The organism is Streptomyces sp. NPDC127097, assembly GCF_042724075.1.
In the GTDB taxonomy this organism is placed as follows: Bacteria; Actinomycetota; Actinomycetes; order Streptomycetales; family Streptomycetaceae; genus Streptomyces.
The window spans coordinates 94692-112120 of record NZ_JBHXFI010000020.1 but is presented as its reverse complement, the minus strand read 5'-3'; the positions used below and the strand labels follow the sequence as shown (position 1 = coordinate 112120).

Genomic DNA, 17429 nt, shown 5'->3' with positions numbered 1-17429 from the left:
GGTAGCCACCGCTGATGCCGCGTTGCATCGTGAGGCCACCCCCGTGCACTGTCAACGCAACTGCAACAGGCAGTGGTTGAATGCGCCAAGGTCACGACGGCGGCCCCCGGACCGCCCCGTGCCCCCGCCGCCCCCGCGCTGACCTGCGCTTCGCCGCCCCGCGCCGGCCGCGTACCGGGCCCGCCGGGCCGCTCCGCCGCCGCGGCGGCGACCGAAACCCGACCCCCGGTGGCTCAACCCGCCCGCAGCACCCCGGGGTTGGCGCAGTGGACCAGCGGCTCACCGCGCAGATAGCGGCCGACGTCCGCGGCGACGATCCGGGCGGCCTTGTGCGCGACCTCCTGGCTGCCGCCCGCGATATGCGGGGTGAGGACGACACCGGGGGCGGTCAGCAGCCGGGAGCCGGCGGGCAGCGGCTCCTCGGGGAAGACGTCGAAGCCGGCGCCGGACAGCTGCCCGGAGTCCAGCGCGTCGCAGACCGCGTCGTAGTCGAGGAGCGCGCCGCGGGCGCAGTTGACCAGGACCGCGCCGCGGGGCATCGCGGCGATCTCCCGGCGTCCGATCATGCCGGTGGTCTCCTCGGTGACCCGGGCGTGCAGGGAGACGATGCGGGAGCGGGTCAGCAGCTCGTCGAGGGAGACCTGTTCGGCGAGGCCGGCCAGTGCCTCGGGGCGGACGTAGGGGTCGTGGACGAGGACCTGGGCGCCCATGGCGGCGAGGACCTTGGCGACCCGGCTGCCGATGGCGCCGAAGCCGATCAGGCCGACGGTGGCGCCGTCGATCTCGATGCCGCAGTGGTCGTAGTCGTAGTAGTCGCCGCGCCAGACGCCCCGGCGGAGGTCGGTGTGGGTATCGCCGACCCCGCGGGCGGCGGCCAGCAGCAGGGTGAGGGTGTGTTCCGCGGTGGCGGTGGCGTTCCGGCCGGGGGCGTAACAGACCGCGACGCCGTGCCGGGTGGCGGCGTCGACGTTGGCGTTGACCGGGCCGCCGCGGCTGGTGCAGAACAGCTTCAGCTCGGGGCAGTGGGCGAGGATCCGCTCGGTGAGCGGGCCGTGCTCGGTGACACAGATCTCGGCACCGCGGAGGGCCTCGATCATCTCGTCCTCGCTGCCGCTGGCCTCGATGACCTCGGCCACCGGCCCGAACGGGGTGTGCGGCCAGTCGAATTGGATCTCGCGTACGTCCAGCGGGGTGTCCCCGGCGGCCGCCCGCACGGCCCGGGTGAACAGCTCCGGGCGGATGAAGTGGTTGCCGGCGGCGAGGACGGTGGTGCTCATGCGGGGCTGCTCCTGAGGGCGGGTGCGGGGCGGGCGGGTCAGTGGAGGGCGGCAGTCCGGGCCGCGGCCGGGGCGTTGAAGCTGAGCAGCGCGGTCTGCCCGTTCTCGATGCGGAGCTCGGTGCGGGCGCCGTTGTCCAGCCGGGGGAAGACCCGGCGGTAGTCGGCGAGCGGGATGCCCAGCAGATGGCAGAGCAGGACCCGGACGAGCGTGGAGTGCGCGACGAGCAGGATCCGGCCGTGCGGCTGTGCGCGGGCGAGATCGGCGAGGCAGTCGGCGGCGCGCTCGGCGGCCCGGCGCGGATCTTCGCCGTCGGGCAGATGGTGTGCGACCGGGTCGGCGAGGAAGGCGGCCAGCCGTTCCGGGAAGCGCCGGTGCATCTCGTCCCTGGTCAGGCCCTCGCCCTGGCCGAAGTCGAGCTCGTAGAGCCGCTCGTCGACCTGGGCGGTCAGACCGCAGGCCGCGGCGGCGGGGGCCGCGGTGAGCCGGGCGCGGGAGAGCGGTGAGCTCCAGACGGCGGTCAGTCCGGCGGTGGCGGCCCAGGTGGCGAGGGCGGCGGCCTGCTCGCGGCCGTGGTCGGTCAGCGGCACGTCGGTGCGGCCTGCGTAGCGGTTCTCCGCGTGCCAGACGGTTTCGCCATGGCGTACGAGGATGAAGTCGGTCACGGTGCTGCCCTCCTGCGGGCGTGGTCGGCCACGGTCCGGCCGAGCCAGCCACGGCGGGTGAGTTCGTCGATGAAGCGGAGATGGACGGGGAGGTAGCGGGCGGTGCGGTCCGGTCTCGGGGCGATCTCCCGGGCGGTGCGGACCATGGCGGCGGCGGCTTCCTGGAGGCCGGTGCCGGAGGAGGTGGCGGCGAGTACGGCCATGCCGACGGCGCCCTCGGCCTGTTGGGGCAGCCGTACGGGGCGGCCGAGGACGTCGGCGCGCAGTTGGCACCAGTAGGCGTTGCGGGCGCCGCCGCCGGTGAGGGTGAGCGGTCCGTCGACCGGCGCGCCGAGCTGGTCGAGGTAGTCGAAGCAGAGCCGTTCCAGGCAGGCGACGCCGAGGAGGCAGGCGTGGAACTCGGCGGCGGGGGTGGGGGCGTGGCCGAGGAGGAAGGGTGTGGCTCCGGGGGCGCGGAAGGGGAAGCGTTCGCCGCCGCCGGCGACGAGCGGGTAGGCGACCGCGTCCGGGTCCAGGGCGGCGGCCTGTGTGGTGAGGGCGTCCAGGTCCGCGCCGGGGAAGCGCTGGGAGAGGACGCCCGCGCCGCTGCTGGAGGCGCCGCCCGGCAGCCAGGTCCCGCCGGGTCCGCGGTGGCAGTAGACGACGCCCGCCGGGTCGCGGACCAGGTGCGGGCTGCTGCCCTTGAGGACGAGGGTGGTGCCGAGCACCGAGTTCCAGGCGCCCGGCGCGAGCGCTCCGGCGCCGATCTGGGCGGCGCAGCCGTCGGTCATCCCCGCGACGATGGTGGTCCCTTCGGGGATGCCGGTGGCCTCGGCGGCCGCGGCGCAGACCGTGCCGAGCGGGCTGCCGGGGCGGACGACCTCGGGCAACATCCCCTCGGGCACGCCGAGTTCGGCCATCACCTCGTGCGGCCAGCGCTCCTCGACGAGGTGGTAGCCGGTCTTGAGGGCGTGGCTGGCGTCGCTCGCGAGCTGCCGGCCGGCCAGCCGCCAGGAGATCAGGTCGACTTGGTGCAGCAGCCGGGAGCCGGTGCGGAGCCCGGGGTCGTCCTCCAGCAGCGCGACGAGCTTGGGCAGCGCCCAGGACGGCTGCATGCTGCGGTAGCCCAGCTCCTGCCAGACCTGCTCCCCGGCGGCGTTGACCGCGGCGGCCGGTGCGGCGGCCCGCCCGTCGTCGTACATCAGGCCGGGGGTGCGCGGGGTGCCGCGGTGGTCGGCGAGCAGGATCGTGCCGGAGGTCCCGTCGATGGCCAGACCGCGGATGCGGTGGGTGTCGAGGCCGTCCAGGGCCTCCCGGCAGGCGGCGCCGAGGGCGCGCCACCACTCCTCGGGGTCCTGCTCATGGCGGTTGCCGTCGCGCCGGCCGGTCAGCGGGCGGGCGGCGGTGGCCAGGACCTGTCCGGTGCCGTCGACGGCGACACAGCGCGCGCTCTGGGTGCCGAGGTCGAGGCCGAGCCAGATGCCGTCGAGGGCGGGGGCGGCGCCGGTGTGGCGCGGGTCAGACACGGGGTCCTCCAGGGGTGGTGGCGGTGCTGCCGGGGGCCTCGGTCGGCCGGCCGGGGGCCTCGGCGGGGCGGCCGGCGCTCCCCCGCCAGACGGCGCCGCCGCGCCAGCCCGCCTCCCGGGCGCGCGTCCGCCAGTCGAGGAAGTCTTCGTAGAGCCCGGCATAGAACTCCGCACGCTCCGGCTCGGGCTGCCAACTCCGCTGCATCCGGACGTACTTGGCGGCCGCGCTGTGCATGCTGGTCTCGGCGCCGGTGCGGACCAGGCCGGTGAGGAAGGCGCCCTTGGCGCCGAGTTCGGTGTCGCCGGAGCGGGCGGTGGGCACCCCGGTGGCATCGGCGATCAGGGCGCACCAGGCGTCGCTGTTGGCGCCGCCGCCGCACAGCCGCAGCTCGCTGATGTCGGTGCGGGCGGCGGCCAGTGAGTCCCGCAGGACCAGCGAGAGCCCGTCGAAGACGGCGCGCGCCAGATCGGCGGGCGTGTGCTCCAGGGACAGGCCCCAGAAGGAGCCGCGGGCGCCGGTGTCGAGGAAGGGGGCGCGCTCGCCGGCCGGGGAGAGATACGGCAGGAACATCAGCCCGCGGGCGCCCGGCTCCGACTCGAAGGCCAGCTGCGCCAGTTCCGGCGGTCCGGGCAGATGCAGCAGCCGGGCCGCCCAGCTCAGCACCTCTGCGCCGTTGAGCGTCGGGAAGGCCCGCAGCACCCGTTCCCGGCCGCGGTAGGCGATATGGATGCCGGACGGTTCGCCGCCGGTGTCGATGCCGGTGCGGACGATCTCGGTGCACAGCGTGGTGCCCAGGATGCTGCATGCCTGGCCGGGGTTGACGACGCCGACGCCGCGGGCGGTGGCGGCGATGTCGTACGGGGACATCACGACCGGCAGGCCCGCCGGGAGGCCCAGCTCCGCCGCGGCCCCGGTGGTGATTTCGGCGATCCGCTGCGACTCCCCGAGGACGGTGGGCAGCAGCCGTTCGCAGGCACCGAGGCCGAACAGCTCGATGATGGCGGGGTCGTAGTCGCCGGTGGTGTGGTCGAGGAACGGGGCGGAGGCATCGGACTCATCGCTCGCCCGGACGCCGGTGAAGCGCAGGAAGAGCCAGCCGGCGGCGGTGAGCGAGGTGGCGGAGCGGGCCAGCCGGTCCGGGTCGTGGGCGGCGAGCCAGCTGAAGAGGGCGTTGGGCATCCCGGCGCAGGTCAGCGAGCCGTTGCGGCGGAAGGCGGCCTCCAGGACGCCGTCCCGTTGCCAGCGGGTGAGCAGGTCCCCGGCGCGGCCGTCGGACCACAGGATGGCGGGTCCGGTGGGGCGGCCGCGGTCGTCGACGAGCCAGGCACCGTCGCCCTGGGCGGTGAAGGACACCAGCCACACCGGGTCGGTCAGCCCGTCGAGGACCGTGCGGACGGTGTGCACGACGGCGTGCCAGACGGCGTCCATGTCCTGTTCCGCCCAGCCGGGGTGCGGGCGCAGGACCTCGGTGGCCCGGCGGGCGACGGCGATCTCGGTGCCCTGGTCGTCGAAGACGACGGACTTGATCACCGTGGTGCCGACGTCGATGGTCAGTACGGACATCAGTGGGGTCCTCTCACGCCGGTGACGGGGCGGCGGTGGACGCGGTGCCGTCCGGGGCGTCGCCGCGCCGGGCGCCGGCCTCGGCGCCGTCGGCCGTACCGGGCGCGGCCGGCAGCTTCAGGAAGTGGGCGAGCAGGCAGCTCACCGCATACATCCCCGCGAAGATCCAGACCACCCCTTCGACGCCGAGCGGTCCGACGAAGACGGCGACGACGGCGGGGCCGACGAAGGTGCTGGCCCCCGCGCCCAGGTTGAGGGCGGCCAGGGCCTGGCCCTGGTGCTTCGGCTCCAGGGTGGGCACCAGCGCCGACAGCGGTACATAACCTGCCAGCGTAGCCCCGTAGAACGCGGCGACCAGGAGGGCGAGCGGGAAGTTCGCGCCCACCGCGTCCGGGACGTAGAAGAGCAGCAGCGTGCTGAGCGTGCAGCCGGCGCCGCCGAACCAGGCGATGGTGCGGCGCCAGCCGAGCCGGTCACCGACCACGCCGAACAGCAGGTTGGCGAAGATATTGGTCGCGAACATCGCGCTGAGCAGATGCAGCCACTGGGTGAGGCTGAAGCCGACCGTCCTGGTGAAGTGGATCGGCAGGATGACGAAGAAGCCGAACTGCGAGGCCGTGTTGATCACCCGGACGACCGAGCCGACCCCGACCCGGGGGTTGCGCCACAGGACCGTGATGCTGCCGAGCAGGGTGGCCATCGGGCCCTCCCCCGCGCCGGGGGCCCGGCGCACCCCCCGGTCGTCACGGACCAGCAGCAGGGCGATCAGTCCGCCCGCGGCCACCAGCACCAGCGCGGCCCACAGGGTGGCGTAGGCGCCGATGTGCGGGATGAGCCCGCCGGCCACCAGCGAGCCGAGGGTGGGCAGCCCGCCGGTGAAGGCGAACCAGAACCAGCCCATGGCCGTGCCGAGCCGGGCGCGCGGGGCCACTCCGGCGATCCAGACGAGGAACCCGTAGGCGAACAGCGGATATCCCAGGCCGCGCAGCCCGTAGGCCAGCATCATCAGCGGATAGCTGGTCAGCGGGATGGCGGCGAGGAGGAAGAGCAACTGGAAGACGGCCCAGACGGCCAGGCCGGCCCACATGACGCGGCGCGGCCCCCACAGGTCGGACAGCACCCCGGAGAGCCAGGCGGCGATCCCGGCGGCGACGCCGTAGACGGTGAACAGCAGCGCGACCCGGGATTCGGAGAAGCCCTGGTCGAGGAGGTAGGGCGAGAGATAGCCGGACTCGACCCCGTCTCCGATCATGAAGAGGAGGAGTCCGAGGTATCCCCAGGCGAGCGTCGGCGGGATGCCCAGGCGTGTGATCAGCGAACCCGGAGGAGAATTCTTCATTGATTCTCCCTTTCTGCGGCGGCGGGGCAGGAGGGTGGACGCAGTGATGGAACCGCCGGGCGGAAACAGGCGTCAATGGCCGCCGGAATCTTCGCATCGGGCCCGCGACCTGCCATGTTGTGTCGTACCGGAGCCGCATGTGGCGGCCCCCGCGGCCGCGCGCGCCATGTGAAATCCGTGCGAACATAACGCGGCGTCGTCACACGGCGGAGCCCGTGAACGGTGTGGGCCGCACCGGCTCACCGCACGCACAACCGGGACCGGAGGGAGCGGAGCGATGGACCGGGTCGAGGCGCAGGAGGACCGGCGGCGCCGTATGCGGGACACCGTCATCGCCCGCGGGTTCGTGCGCACCGCGGACCTCGCCGACGAGTTCGGCATCAGCCTGATGACCGCCCACCGCGATCTGGACGCCCTTCAGACGCAGGGGTGGCTGCGCAAGGTGCGCGGCGGTGCGACGGGGCTGCCGTCGGCGCAGTTCCACGGCAGTGTCGCGGAGCGGATGGCCACCATGGCGCAGACCAAGCAGCAGCTCGCACGGGCCGCCGCCACGCTGCTGGTCCCCGGGCAGACGGTGCTGCTCGACGACAGCACGACCTGTCTGCTGCTGGCGCACCAGCTCACCGGGCACACCCCACTGACGGTGATCACCAACTCGCTGCCGGCCCTGACCACGCTCGCCAAGGAGCCCGGCATCTCCCTGATCACGCCGGGCGGCGCGTACTTCCCGGCGTATGACGCCTTCATGGGCCCGCACACCGCGGAGGCGGTCCGGGCCTTCCGCGCCGATGTGCTGTTCCTGTCCACCACGGCCGTCACCAACGGCCGCTGCTACCACACCTCACCGGAGACCGTGCAGGTCAAGCGGGCCATGATGGAGAGCGCCGGCCGCCGGGTACTGGTCGCCGACCACACCAAGTTCACCAAGGGCGGCCTCTACGCCCTGGCCCCGCTGACCGACTTCGATCTGCTGATCGTCGACGACGGGCTGGCGGCGGAGCAGGTCCGGGCCGTGCGGGCGGCCGGCACCGAGGTCATGGTGGTGCCGGGGCGGGGCCGCTGACCCGGGTCGGCGTGCGGTGCGGGCGGTCGCCCCGGCACGGAACCGGTCTTCCCGTACGGCGCCGTCCCTCAGCCCGCCGGGCTCGCCGCCCAGCTGGCCAGGAGGGCCAGGCGGTCCGCCGTACGGGAACCCGGTTCGGGCGTGTAGACCACCAGCATCTGGTCCGGCTCCCCGGGCACCGTCAACGTCTCGTACGGCAGGGTGAGTTCACCCACCACGGGGTGCCGCATCCGCTTCGCCCCGTACGTCTTCTCCTTGACCTGGTGGTCCGCCCACAGCCGGCGGAAGTCCGCGCTGCCCAGCGAGAGTTCGCCCACCAGGGTCGCCAGCTGTCTGTCCCGTGGATGGTTGCCCGCGTCCAGGCGCAGATAGGCGACCGTCTCGGCGGCCACAGCGGGCCAGTCCGGATAGAGCTCGGGTGCCTGGGGGTTGAGGAACACCTGGCGCGGCATGTTGCGCTCCCCGGCCGGCATCTGTGCGAAGCCGGCGACGGCGTCGCCCAGCGCGTTCCACGCGAGCACATCCATCCGGCGGCCGAGCACGAACGCGGGTGTCTTCTCCATGGTGTCCAGGAGGAGGCGCAGACCGGGGCGGACTCTTTGGGGCGCGGGAGCGGCGGCGGCGCCGCGGCGGGCGGTGGGCCTGGCCACCGTGCGCAGATACTGCTGCTCGGTGTCGTCGAGGCGCAGGACGCGCCCGATGGCGTCGAGTACGGCGTCCGAGACGGAGGGGCCGCGGCCCTGTTCGAGGCGGATGTAGTAGTCGACGCTGACGCCCGCCAGTTGGGCGACCTCCTCGCGGCGCAGGCCCGGCACCCGCCGTCGGCCGTGCCCCGGCAGCCCGACCTCCTCGGGCCGGATGCGGGCGCGCCGGGAACGCAGGAAGTCGCCGGGTTCCCCCGTCAGGGATATGTCCATGCGCTGATCCTAGGAGGTGTCGGCGCTCCCATCCTGGTACTGCCGGACCCAGGAAAACGGCAGCCCTGGGTAAGTGCGGTGGCCGGGCGCAGGGTGGTGATCGCCCCGGGAGACGCCCGGCGGCGCTCACCACCAGTCCAGGAGTTCCCCATGTCGTACGAGACCCTCGCCGGCCGCACCGCTGTCGTCACCGGAGCCGCCAGCGGTATGGGCGAGGCCACCGCCCGGCTGCTCGCCTCGCACGGTGTGCGGGTGGCGCTGCTCGCCCGCCGGGCCGAGCGGCTGACGGAGCTGGCCGCCACGATCGGGAAGACCGGCGGACAGGCCCTGGCGGTCGCCGCCGATGTCACCGACGCCGCCTCCGTGGACGCGGCGGCCGAGCGGGTGCACCGCGCCTACGGTCAGGTCGACCTGGTGGTCAACGCGGCGGGCGTGATGCTGCCGAACCCGGTCACCGACGGCCGCGCCGACGAGTGGCAGCGCATGCTGGACACCAATGTGGCCGGCGCGCTGCGGGTGCTCCGCGCGTTCACCCCGGACCTGATCGCGGTGGCGGAGGCGGGCCGGACCGCGGACCTGGTGAACATCTCCTCGATCGGCGCGCACATCGCGTTCCCCCACTACGCGGTGTACGGCGCGACGAAGGCCGCGCTGACGTACCTCTCGCAGTCGCTGCGCACGGAGCTGGGCCCGCGCGATGTCCGCGTCACCAATATCGAGCCGGGTCTCACGGACACCGAGTTGGGTGACCACATCGACAACGCGGAACTGGCCGGTCAGCTGGGCGGCATGTTCGACGCGCTGACCGCTCTGGCGGCGGACGACATCGCGGACCTGATCGCCTACACGACGAGCCGCGCCCGCCATGTGAACCTGCGCCAGGCGATCGTGCTCCCGACGCGGCAGGCGTGAGGCACGGCCCGGCCGGACCGGTCCGCGGCGGTGTCGCGGACCGGGCCCGGCCGGGCCGGCAACGGGCTGCGGTGGCTCAGCCGTTGAGGCTGGTGTGGTTCCACCAGCCCTGGCGGCCGACGGTGAAGTCGACGGCCGGACCGGACCCGTCGATCTTGCCCTGGTACTGCTGCCCCTTCTTCAGCGGGCTCTCGATCAGCTTGTCGTGGGCGTCCCTGATCGAGTCGATGACGAGGGTCGGGACCTTCTTCAGCAGCGCCGGGTCGACCGGCTGCGCGGCGGCGACGGTGATGGCCTCGTCCCAGTTGGGGCGCTCCGCGAGCTGGTGGGCCAGGTGGATCTCGTCGCCTGCGCCGAACACCAGGTAGGTGAGGTATTCGGGGTAGGGCAGATTGCCCAGCTTGCGGAAGGAGAGCACGTTTTCCGGCTTGCAGTCCACCATGGTCTCGGCCGTGGTCATCTGCTGGAAGTCGCGGCTGCCGTCCGGCTTCACGACGACCCGCTCCAGATGGACCCCGAACTCCTTGCCCTGCTGGAGCTCGGGGAGTTCGAAGTGGTGCGGGCAGCGCAGGGAGTAGAAGACCCGCTCGTTCTCGTGCTGCGCCAGATCCTTCAGGTACATGTCCCGCAGCTCGCCGTTGTCCTTGATGGAGAAGTCGAAGACCGCCTGGAAGTTGTGGCCGGACTGGGGGTTGTACAGCGCCAGGTGGTAGAAGAACAGGTTCTTCTTGCCCAGCAGCAGGAAGCGGTGGATGTGCTCGTGGGCGTGCGTGGAGTCGGATGCGGGGGTGGGGGTCATGAGGGGGTCTCGCCTTTCGTGGGTGGGGGGTTGTGGTGGAAGCTCCGCTGCCGCCGGGACCAGAAGGGCCGGTCGGGCCAGCGGGTTTCCTGCGCGTGCACGGCGCGGTGGCCGTGCAGGTAGGCGGTACGGGCGGTGCTGACCTTGGCCGCGTAGTCGGCCAGGGCCCCCCGCTCGCCGTGCAGCCGGGCGTCGACCGCCCGGCCCGCGCTCAGCCCGGTGTAGAGGGCGGTGAGGATGCCCTGGGAGCTGAGCGGGTCGAAGGCGGCCGCCGCGTCCCCGGCGGCCGTCCAGCCGTCGCCGTGCACCCGGTCCAGATGTGCGCTGTGGGCGGCGGCCCGGCGGGGCGGGCGCAGGGTGGTGAGCCCGTGCGGGCGGACCTGGCGGGAGATGTGCCGGGTGGCCAGCAGCCGTTGGCGGAACCGCTCGGCACCGCGCCCGGCGGCGACGGGCAGGTCGGGGTCGGTGAAGTAGGCGACCAGCCGCTGCCGGGAGGGCAGCAGCGCGGTGTACCACCAGCCGTCCTGGTCGGACTCGACCAGCGAACGGCCGTCGAGGGGGGCCTGCGGGGCCGGATCGAGGGTGAGGTGGAGGGCGGTCAGCTGGTCGCCGGTGCGCCGCCGGGCGCCGGAGCGGACGGCGATCGCGGCGCCGCGCCCGGTGGCGTCCACCACCCAGCGGCAGCGCACCGTACGGTCCCCGGCCCGGCCGGCCCGGTCGCGCAGGGCGAGCCGCCAGGTGCCGTCCGACTGCCGGGAGGGGCTCCGTACGGCGGTGTGCTCGGCGACCTCGGCGCCCGCCGCACCGGCGGCGGCGCGCAGCCGGCGGTCGAAGAGCGGGCGGTCAAGGTGCCAGCCGTGGCCGTAGGGGTCGTGGAGGAAGTCCACGGCGTGCAGTTCCGGCGAACCCCAGGCGGACAGGTTGCCGTGGCAGGGCAGATGGCCGCTGCCCAGGACCGGTTCGGCGACGCCGAGGTCGGCGAGCAGCAGCCGGCCCATGGACACCAGCGCCTCACCGGCCTTGGGCGGCCCGGTGCCGGCGTCGGCCAGCAGGACCGTCCGGCCGGCGTGGACGAGGGTGAGCGCGGCGGCACAGCCGGCCGGGCCACCGCCCGCGACCACGACGTCGTAGGCGGGGGCGGGGGTCACGGGGTGCCGTGGAGGGGATCGAGCTTCTCCAGGTATCCGGCGGCGATCTCCGTCTCGTCCCGGCCGGTCGCCTCCACGACTTCCTGGATGGCCTGTTGGACGAGCATGGCCTCGACGGTCTCGGCCGGTACCTCGCCGGTCCAGGCGTCGGCCACACCCGCCAGTTGGGGCGCGCCCGCCTCGGGCACCTGGATGTTCACGAGGTTGGCGTGGTCGAGGGCCGGCGGATAGCCCGGCTCGGACTCCACCTGGATGTGCTGCGGGAACTTGCCGTCGCCCACGGTGTATTCATGCGTCTCGACGATGCCGAACTTGTACCAGTCGTCGATCATCTGCCGGCGCTGCTTGTTGAAGTCGGTGCCCTTCAGGCCGCGCAGCCAGACCGCCCGGTTCTCGAAGGCCCTCTCCCTGACGCTGTCGTCGGAGCCGCTCGGCGGGGTGTTGACGGTCGCGAAGTCGGACTGCTTGAGCACATGGTTGGGCACCTGGGCGGGCCAGAAGGTCGGCAGGTAGGGGCTGTAGCGGGGGCCGAGCCCGGACCGTACCTGGTATCCGGAGCGGCAGCTCGCGGCGTCGCACTGCCAGGGGGCGGCCATCCAGCGGGTGAGGTCGCCCGGCCCCTGCGCGTGCAGCGGGCCGTTCTTGCCCAGGGCCTCCTGGACGCTGAGCGCGTCTCCGTAGTCGGGTTCCGGGTTCTCCGGGGTGCGGTGCAGGATGCGGAAGGGCTCGGAGTACATGGTCTTGTGCCGCATCGGCCAGGTGACCTCGCAGCCCGGGTGGAAGGCGTCGGCGGCACAGTTCTCCAGGGCGCCCCGGTCCAGCAGACCCGGCTGCGCGGCGACCGGCGCCGTGTCCACGTCCGGGTGGCCCGTACGGGGCGGGCCGGTGGTGAAGTGGCCGTCGGCCCATTGGGCCAGCATCCGGTCCTGCTCACCGGAGATCTTGATGTGCTGCCGGACGGAGGTGGGTTTGCCGCTGGCCATGGCGTCGCCGTAGAGCCAGGGCCAGGGCAGGGGGGAGGTCCCGTCCCGGCAGTAGTCACGCATCTGGACATAGATCTGCCGGCGGAGTTCCCGGCTGGCCTCGCCCGGGTCGGCGAGCCGCTTGCGCAGCGCCGGGTCGCGGAAGTCGTACGGGCCGGACCGGCCGAACTGGGTGGCGAAGCCATGGTTGACCCACTGGAGCTGGCAGAACCGGTCCAGCATCGGTTCGATGTGGTCCGGGTACGAGATCTGCTGCACGGCGGGCAGCGTGTGCTCGGTGACGAACACGTCGTACAGCACGTCGTAGAGGGTGCGGACGGTCTTCACACCGGGCGCGAAGTGCGGTGGGGCGACCACGGCCCAGGCCGGGCTCGCGCGCTTGGTGACGCCCTCGATGGTGACCTCCGCCGTGACCGGGCCGTCGGACACGTCGTCGTACCAGGTGTCGTTGTTGGCGACACCGGAGATCGGCTTCTCCGGAGTGGCGTAGGAGGCCGACTTGCCGACGCCGCCGACGACCAGCAGCCGGCCGTCGGTCTGGGTGGTGATCGATCCCAGGGGGACCGCCCGGTTCATGATCTTCCCGGCGAGGGCGGCGTTCTCGTGCAGGGAGGCGCGGATCTCCTTGCGGCCGGCGTCGATGACGAGTTTCTTCCGGTCGGCTCCCCGGACGTCGAAGTTCCGGCGGCGCAGCTGGGTCTCCTGAAGACCGCCGGCCTCATCGATGTCGAGCGCGAGATGGAACTGGTACCAGGCGGCCTTCTTGTTGGCCAGGTGCACCGACCACTTGATCTCGGTCACCCCCGCCTCGCCCAGCTTGAGTTCCCGGACGGCTTCCCCGGCCTGGTTGTAGCCGTAGACCCGGAACCGGGCGGCCTGCCGGAGGACCTTCCCCGAGCTGTCCTTGTACGAGCCGGGCGGCAGCGGCGGCTGGTCCGGGGATTCCGGGCCGATGAAGGGCGGTTTGTCGCTGTTGCCGACCCGGGCTATGCCGATGGCGGGATGGATCTTGACCTGGACTATCTGGGTGTCCATCGAGGAGCCTTTCGCTGGGCTGGTGTGGCGCCCCCCGACGGCTCAAACGTGGATCAGCCCGCTGCCCGCCGTGACCTCCAGGCATCGCAATGGATGAACGGGTTCACCCTTTCGTGTCGGCGGCCCGGCCCGCTGCGGCCGTACCGAGCGGGCGCGGCGCCGCGGACCGCCCTCGTCAGGCGTCGGCGAGGCCCAGCAGCGCGGGCTTGTCGGCCAGGTCACGGAAGGCCGCCCGCGGGTCCTGGAGCAGCTTGCGCTCGGTGAGGTCGAGCAGCCCGCAGACGGCGCTCACCTCGGCGGCCACCGTGCCGTCCGTCGTGCGGACGGTCTGCTCGATCCGGAAGGTCTTGCCCTCGCCCCAGACGAACGCACAGCTGACCTCGACCTCGTCACCGGCCCGCAGCTCCCGCCGATAGCGGATGGTGGTCTCGACGGTCACCGGGCCGACCCGGCGGTCCACCATGGTGCTCTGGCGGATGCCGCTCGCCTGGAGCAGCGACCAGCGCGCGTGCTCGGCGTACTGAAGGTAGACGCTCTGGTTGAGATGGCCCTGGGTGTCCGTCTCATAGCCGCGCACCGTGATCCCGACGGCGAACGGCTCCGCCGTGTCCGTACCGGCTGCCGGCTCCGCTGCTTCTGCCATGCGCGCTCTCCCGTTCCCCCCTCGGCGCCGGTCCGCCACATGGGCCCCCGGTGCCTCATTGGCCACTGGCTTCACATCGTAGGTGTGGTGGTCAAGGGGCCGGGGGCCTTCCCCGGGGCCGGTCCCCGGCCCGGTGTGCGGCGGCCGGGGAGGCGGTGGCGGCAGGGGCGGGCGCGTCAACGGCGGGCGGGTCAGGGGCTGCCCGTCTTCAGCCGCAGGTTCCACCTGTCCAGGATCTCGCCCACCGGCTGGAAGATGGTGAGGGTGGCACCGCCGAAGGTCCCGCAGCCGGCGGCGCCGCCGCCCGAGTGCACGCCCAGGGCCTTCGGAGCGCTGGGCTGGGTGACATAGGAACCGCCCGAATCGCCGGGCGCCGAGCAGGCGTTGGTGAACGACAGGCCCTCGATGACCGTGTTGCCGTAGTCCACGGTCTGGTCGACCCGGGTGATCTCCCCGCAGTGCCAGCCGCTGCTCTGACCGGAGTGGCACAGCGACATACCGGCCAGGCCCTCCTGCGCACCGGTGACGGTGACCGGCGTACCGCCCTGCCCGGCCACGTCCGCGCTGACCGTCCAGTCCGGCCGGTCGACCTCGACCAGCCCGAAGTCCCCCTCCCGGTCGTTGACGCTGTGCCCGCCGCCGGGGTTGGAGGTCCCCATCCGGCTGCCGTCCTTGCCGAACGCGGCCTGATCGGGGGTGAGCGTGCAGTGACCGGCCGTCAGAAAGCCCTGGAAACCGCCCGGTCCGGTCACCGAGAAGCCGATGGAACAGATGCCCTCGCTGCCGGGCATCCAGCGCTCACCGCCCACCACCGTGCCGCCCTGCTGACGCGGCGTCTGGTCGCTGCGCTCGACGGTGACGGGGATCCGCGACCGGGCCCCCAGCGCGCGGACGGACGTCTCGAAGGCGACGGTCCGGGCGGTGTGCCGGGTGCGGTCCATGCGGACCACCACACCATTGGCGCGCTCGTCGACGCCCCAGCCGGTGACACCGGGCACCCCGTCGCCGGCCCGGTCGGTGATCTGCCCCACCAGGGTCGTGAGCGCGGTGCGGCTGTGCGGCACCGTCTTGGGGACCGCCCCGGCGGCGCGCACCCGCTGGGCGTCGGCGGCGCCGGTGACCGCGACGACGAGTTTGCCGGTGGTCCTGTCGAACCACATCCCGGCGGGCGGGCTGCTCAGCGTCCGGCGCACCGCCGCCGCGGCACGGTGCGCATCGGTCTCCTGCGCGAGCCGGGTCCGCACCTGCACCGCGTTCAGCCCGAGGTCCCGGCGCATCGCGTCGAGCATGCCGCGCGGTGTGGGCTGGGGCGAGGGGTGGGGCCGGGGCACGCCGTGCGCCGGGCTGAACGGGCCGGCCGCCGCCACGACGGCGGCGGCGGCCACGCCCCAGAGGGCTGCCTTGTGAAAGCGGCGTTCCATCGGGGGTCTCCTCGCGGTGTCGAGTGCACGTCGGATCCGATGGGGTGAGCGTGCTCGACACCGCGGCGTGCGGCATGCGGGCGGTCCCCGGCATCATGTCCGGGTGTTCCGTGAATCCGGCCGTCAAGTCCCCACCGTCCACGGCGCGGTGGCGTTCCGGCAGCTTCCCGAGGCGCTGCGCAATGTGACCTACTCGGGTGCCCGCCATCCGGGAGCGACGACACCTGAATGCCCGTCATGCGCGGCGGACGGGGCGGCCGGTGCCCCCGGCCTCCGGGCCCCGGGCCCCTTCGACGACCTGGCCGGGGGCGCGAACTGCCAGCGCTACGCCTACGCCGTGCTGCGCCACTTCGGCCTGCTGATACCGCCGTTGCGCTCGGCGGAACTCTGGGCCGACGAACGGGCGACCCACCGGGTGGACCGTCCGCGGCCGCTGGATCTGGTGCTGTTCGACGGCGGTCCGGCGGCGGGCCGGCCGCCGGGCTACGGCGCGCACGTGGGCGTGCACCTGGGCCCCGACCAGGTCCTGCATCTGTGCCGGGAGGCCGGCCGGCCCGCCGTTTGGCGCTATGCGGACTTCGCGGCGCGGCCGCGCTACGGGCGCTTCCTCGGCGTCAAGCGGGCGGGGCGGGCCGAGGGGTGCTGAGGGCTCCGGGCCGGCCGAAGGGCGCCGGCCGCCCCGGGCGGGGTCAGGGGCGCTGAGCCCTCAGAAGCCTCCGCCGTCGAAGCCGCCGCCACCGAAGCCCCCGCCGTCGCCGAAGCCCCCGCCGTCGCCGAAGCCGCCGCCGAAGTCGTCGCTGTTGAAGTCCGAGCCGGAGTAGTCACCGCCGTCGGCGCCCGCACCGCCGAAGTCGGCGCCGTAGGCGGCGGACGACATCATCATGTTGCCGAGCAGCGTGCCCACCAGGAGGCCGGGCAGCAGGCCGCCGCCGAAGTAGCCGCCCGCCCAGGGGCCGTAGGCCGGGCCCGCGTCCCAGTAGGGGCGGTCGCCGTGCGCGGTCCTGACCGTGCGGGCCAGTGGCTCCCGCCCGTCGTCCATCCGGCTCTTGTCCGCGGCACAGACCGGCACGGTGCGCTCGGCACCGCCCTCCGGGGCCCACCGGACGTCCACGACGGACGGACCGTGCCGTGGATCGAAGAAGCAGGGCAGCCGGCGCTCGGGCAGCGGCTCGCCCTCCCGTCGTGCGGCGAGGGTGGCCAGCGAGAACCGGCCGTCCTCCAGCGCCTGGGTCACCGCCTGGACGTCGCCGGGGTGCTGGGCCGACGCCATCGCCGACTTGGCGGTCTCGTAGGAGTCCAGCGCATGGCTGTAGTCCGCGCGCATCGCGTCATCGGCGCCGGGCTCAGCGGGGTTGAAGTCGAGCCGGTCCAGTTCCTCGCCGAAGGCGGTGATGTCCTCGTCGACGACGACCCGCAGATCCTCCAGCGCGGCCCGCTCCGCCTCGATCCGCCTTCTGCGGTTGCGGCGGGCGATCGCGTACGCGCCGCCGCCTCCGACGGCCACCAGGACCCCGAGCCCGATCGCCGTGCCGGTGTCGAAGCCGCTGCCGCCGGAGCCGCCCCAGGAGGCGGGGGCCTGGCCGTGTGCCGACCGTGCGGCCGTGTCGACGAAGCTGTTCAGCCGTTCGTTGACCGTCGGGTAGTCGGAGCTCTTGACCGATCCGACGAGGTTCTGCACCGAGTCGCGCGTCATCACCCGCGGGTCGGCGCCGGCGTTGAAGCCGTTGCCGAGCTCGACGGCGTAGACGCCGCTGATGCCGACCTTGGTGCGCAGGTCCCGCAGCAGGGTGCCGGGCTGGTACTCGGCGGCCCGTGGCAGCACGGCGACGAAGATCGGCTTGTCCGCGTCCTTGATTTTCTTCGCCAGCGCGTCCGCCTGGGCACGGGAGAACTGGTCCGTGGCGCGGGGATCGACGTAGACCGGGCCCTTCTCCAGGGCCGCCGCGGCCTGGTCCAGCCCCCCGGCGGCACGGGCCCCCGGTGCCATCGCGGCGGCCACCGCCAGCAGCGCGGCCACCAGCAGGAGGACTGGTCCGATCAGCGCACGACGAGTTGCGGTCTTCATGTGTTCGACGCTACCCGAACCGCACTTTCAGGACATCACCGGAGCCGGGATCAATTCCGTCCCGAGCGGTGGATTCTCCCTCCTGTCCAGGGG

15 protein-coding genes are annotated in these 17429 nt (G+C 73.3%); 3 read left to right on the top strand and 12 right to left on the bottom strand.

The window, feature by feature from the left end:
• Nucleotides 1–233: 233 nt before the first annotated feature.
• The 5 genes from ACFWJW_RS17875 to ACFWJW_RS17855 are packed head-to-tail and all read right to left on the bottom strand — an operon-like array spanning nt 234 to nt 6350.
• The gene (locus tag ACFWJW_RS17875; protein ID WP_387241626.1) at nt 234–1277 is read right to left on the bottom strand and encodes a 2-hydroxyacid dehydrogenase; all 1044 of its coding nucleotides are present in this window, start codon (nt 1275–1277) and stop codon (nt 234–236) included.
• A 38-nt stretch (nt 1278–1315) separates the two neighbouring features.
• Nucleotides 1316–1942, bottom strand: coding sequence for a histidine phosphatase family protein (locus ACFWJW_RS17870; RefSeq protein ID WP_387241623.1), 627 nt, complete (start codon nt 1940–1942; stop codon nt 1316–1318).
• Entirely contained in the window at nt 1939–3447 is a 1509-nt protein-coding gene (locus ACFWJW_RS17865; protein WP_387241621.1) for an FGGY-family carbohydrate kinase, read from the bottom strand. Before ACFWJW_RS17865 ends, ACFWJW_RS17870 begins: the two co-directional genes overlap by 4 nt.
• Nucleotides 3440–5011 (bottom strand): FGGY family carbohydrate kinase, encoded by a 1572-nt coding sequence (locus ACFWJW_RS17860; RefSeq protein ID WP_387241617.1) that lies wholly within the window; start codon nt 5009–5011, stop codon nt 3440–3442. Before ACFWJW_RS17860 ends, ACFWJW_RS17865 begins: the two co-directional genes overlap by 8 nt.
• A gap of 13 nt (nt 5012–5024) precedes the next feature.
• Entirely contained in the window at nt 5025–6350 is a 1326-nt protein-coding gene (locus ACFWJW_RS17855; protein ID WP_387241614.1) for an MFS transporter, read from the bottom strand.
• Between the two features lie 277 nt (nt 6351–6627).
• On the opposite strand from ACFWJW_RS17855, the gene ACFWJW_RS17850 reads away from it, so the two are divergent.
• Nucleotides 6628–7413 carry a DeoR/GlpR family DNA-binding transcription regulator gene (locus ACFWJW_RS17850; protein ID WP_387241611.1) on the top strand — a complete coding sequence of 262 codons (786 nt, stop codon included), beginning with the start codon at nt 6628–6630 and terminating at the stop codon, nt 7411–7413.
• 68 nt (nt 7414–7481) lie between these two features.
• Here ACFWJW_RS17850 and ACFWJW_RS17845 read toward each other — a convergent pair whose 3' ends face one another.
• On the bottom strand, nt 7482–8330 hold the full coding sequence (locus tag ACFWJW_RS17845; protein WP_387241608.1) for a helix-turn-helix transcriptional regulator: 849 nt from the start codon (nt 8328–8330) through the stop codon (nt 7482–7484).
• Nucleotides 8331–8480: 150 nt separating this feature from the next.
• On the opposite strand from ACFWJW_RS17845, the gene ACFWJW_RS17840 reads away from it, so the two are divergent.
• Nucleotides 8481–9242, top strand: a complete 762-nt coding sequence (locus tag ACFWJW_RS17840; protein ID WP_387241605.1) for an SDR family oxidoreductase — start codon at nt 8481–8483, stop codon at nt 9240–9242.
• A 76-nt stretch (nt 9243–9318) separates the two neighbouring features.
• On the opposite strand, the gene ACFWJW_RS17835 is transcribed toward ACFWJW_RS17840, so the two are convergent.
• From ACFWJW_RS17835 to ACFWJW_RS17815, 5 genes are all read right to left on the bottom strand, one after another.
• Entirely contained in the window at nt 9319–10041 is a 723-nt protein-coding gene (locus ACFWJW_RS17835; RefSeq protein WP_387241602.1) for a hypothetical protein, read from the bottom strand.
• Nucleotides 10038–11189: an FAD-dependent monooxygenase gene (locus ACFWJW_RS17830; protein WP_387241599.1), complete on the bottom strand. Its 1152-nt coding sequence runs from the start codon at nt 11187–11189 to the stop codon at nt 10038–10040. The genes ACFWJW_RS17835 and ACFWJW_RS17830 overlap by 4 nt, the downstream gene beginning before the upstream one ends.
• Nucleotides 11186–13207: a LodA/GoxA family CTQ-dependent oxidase gene (locus ACFWJW_RS17825; protein WP_387241596.1), complete on the bottom strand. Its 2022-nt coding sequence runs from the start codon at nt 13205–13207 to the stop codon at nt 11186–11188. Before ACFWJW_RS17825 ends, ACFWJW_RS17830 begins: the two co-directional genes overlap by 4 nt.
• Before the next feature lie 175 nt (nt 13208–13382).
• Nucleotides 13383–13850, bottom strand: coding sequence for an acyl-CoA thioesterase (locus ACFWJW_RS17820; protein ID WP_387241593.1), 468 nt, complete (start codon nt 13848–13850; stop codon nt 13383–13385).
• 191 nt (nt 13851–14041) lie between these two features.
• Entirely contained in the window at nt 14042–15271 is a 1230-nt protein-coding gene (locus ACFWJW_RS17815; protein ID WP_387241590.1) for a S1 family peptidase, read from the bottom strand.
• Nucleotides 15272–15374: 103 nt separating this feature from the next.
• On the opposite strand from ACFWJW_RS17815, the gene ACFWJW_RS17810 reads away from it, so the two are divergent.
• Nucleotides 15375–15917 carry a cell wall hydrolase gene (locus tag ACFWJW_RS17810; protein ID WP_387241587.1) on the top strand — a complete coding sequence of 181 codons (543 nt, stop codon included), beginning with the start codon at nt 15375–15377 and terminating at the stop codon, nt 15915–15917.
• Between the two features lie 60 nt (nt 15918–15977).
• Here the strand turns inward: ACFWJW_RS17810 and ACFWJW_RS17805 are convergent, their stop codons facing one another.
• Nucleotides 15978–17336, bottom strand: a complete 1359-nt coding sequence (locus ACFWJW_RS17805) for a hypothetical protein (protein ID WP_387241584.1) — start codon at nt 17334–17336, stop codon at nt 15978–15980.
• Between the last annotated feature and the right edge of the window lie 93 nt (nt 17337–17429).

Bases quoted from the DNA above. Each gene is read 5' to 3' on its own strand.
- ACFWJW_RS17875 (WP_387241626.1), bottom strand. From the start codon at position 1,277: ATGAGCACCACCGTCCTCGCCGCCGGCAACCACTTCATCCGCCCGGAG.
- ACFWJW_RS17860 (WP_387241617.1), bottom strand. From the start codon at position 5,011: ATGTCCGTACTGACCATCGACGTCGGCACCACGGTGATCAAGTCCGTC.
- ACFWJW_RS17855 (WP_387241614.1), bottom strand. From the start codon at position 6,350: ATGAAGAATTCTCCTCCGGGTTCGCTGATCACACGCCTGGGCATCCCG.
- ACFWJW_RS17850 (WP_387241611.1), top strand. From the start codon at position 6,628: ATGGACCGGGTCGAGGCGCAGGAGGACCGGCGGCGCCGTATGCGGGAC.
- ACFWJW_RS17845 (WP_387241608.1), bottom strand. From the start codon at position 8,330: ATGGACATATCCCTGACGGGGGAACCCGGCGACTTCCTGCGTTCCCGG.
- ACFWJW_RS17840 (WP_387241605.1), top strand. From the start codon at position 8,481: ATGTCGTACGAGACCCTCGCCGGCCGCACCGCTGTCGTCACCGGAGCC.
- ACFWJW_RS17835 (WP_387241602.1), bottom strand. From the start codon at position 10,041: ATGACCCCCACCCCCGCATCCGACTCCACGCACGCCCACGAGCACATC.
- ACFWJW_RS17825 (WP_387241596.1), bottom strand. From the start codon at position 13,207: ATGGACACCCAGATAGTCCAGGTCAAGATCCATCCCGCCATCGGCATA.
- ACFWJW_RS17820 (WP_387241593.1), bottom strand. From the start codon at position 13,850: ATGGCAGAAGCAGCGGAGCCGGCAGCCGGTACGGACACGGCGGAGCCG.
- ACFWJW_RS17815 (WP_387241590.1), bottom strand. From the start codon at position 15,271: ATGGAACGCCGCTTTCACAAGGCAGCCCTCTGGGGCGTGGCCGCCGCC.
- ACFWJW_RS17805 (WP_387241584.1), bottom strand. From the start codon at position 17,336: ATGAAGACCGCAACTCGTCGTGCGCTGATCGGACCAGTCCTCCTGCTG.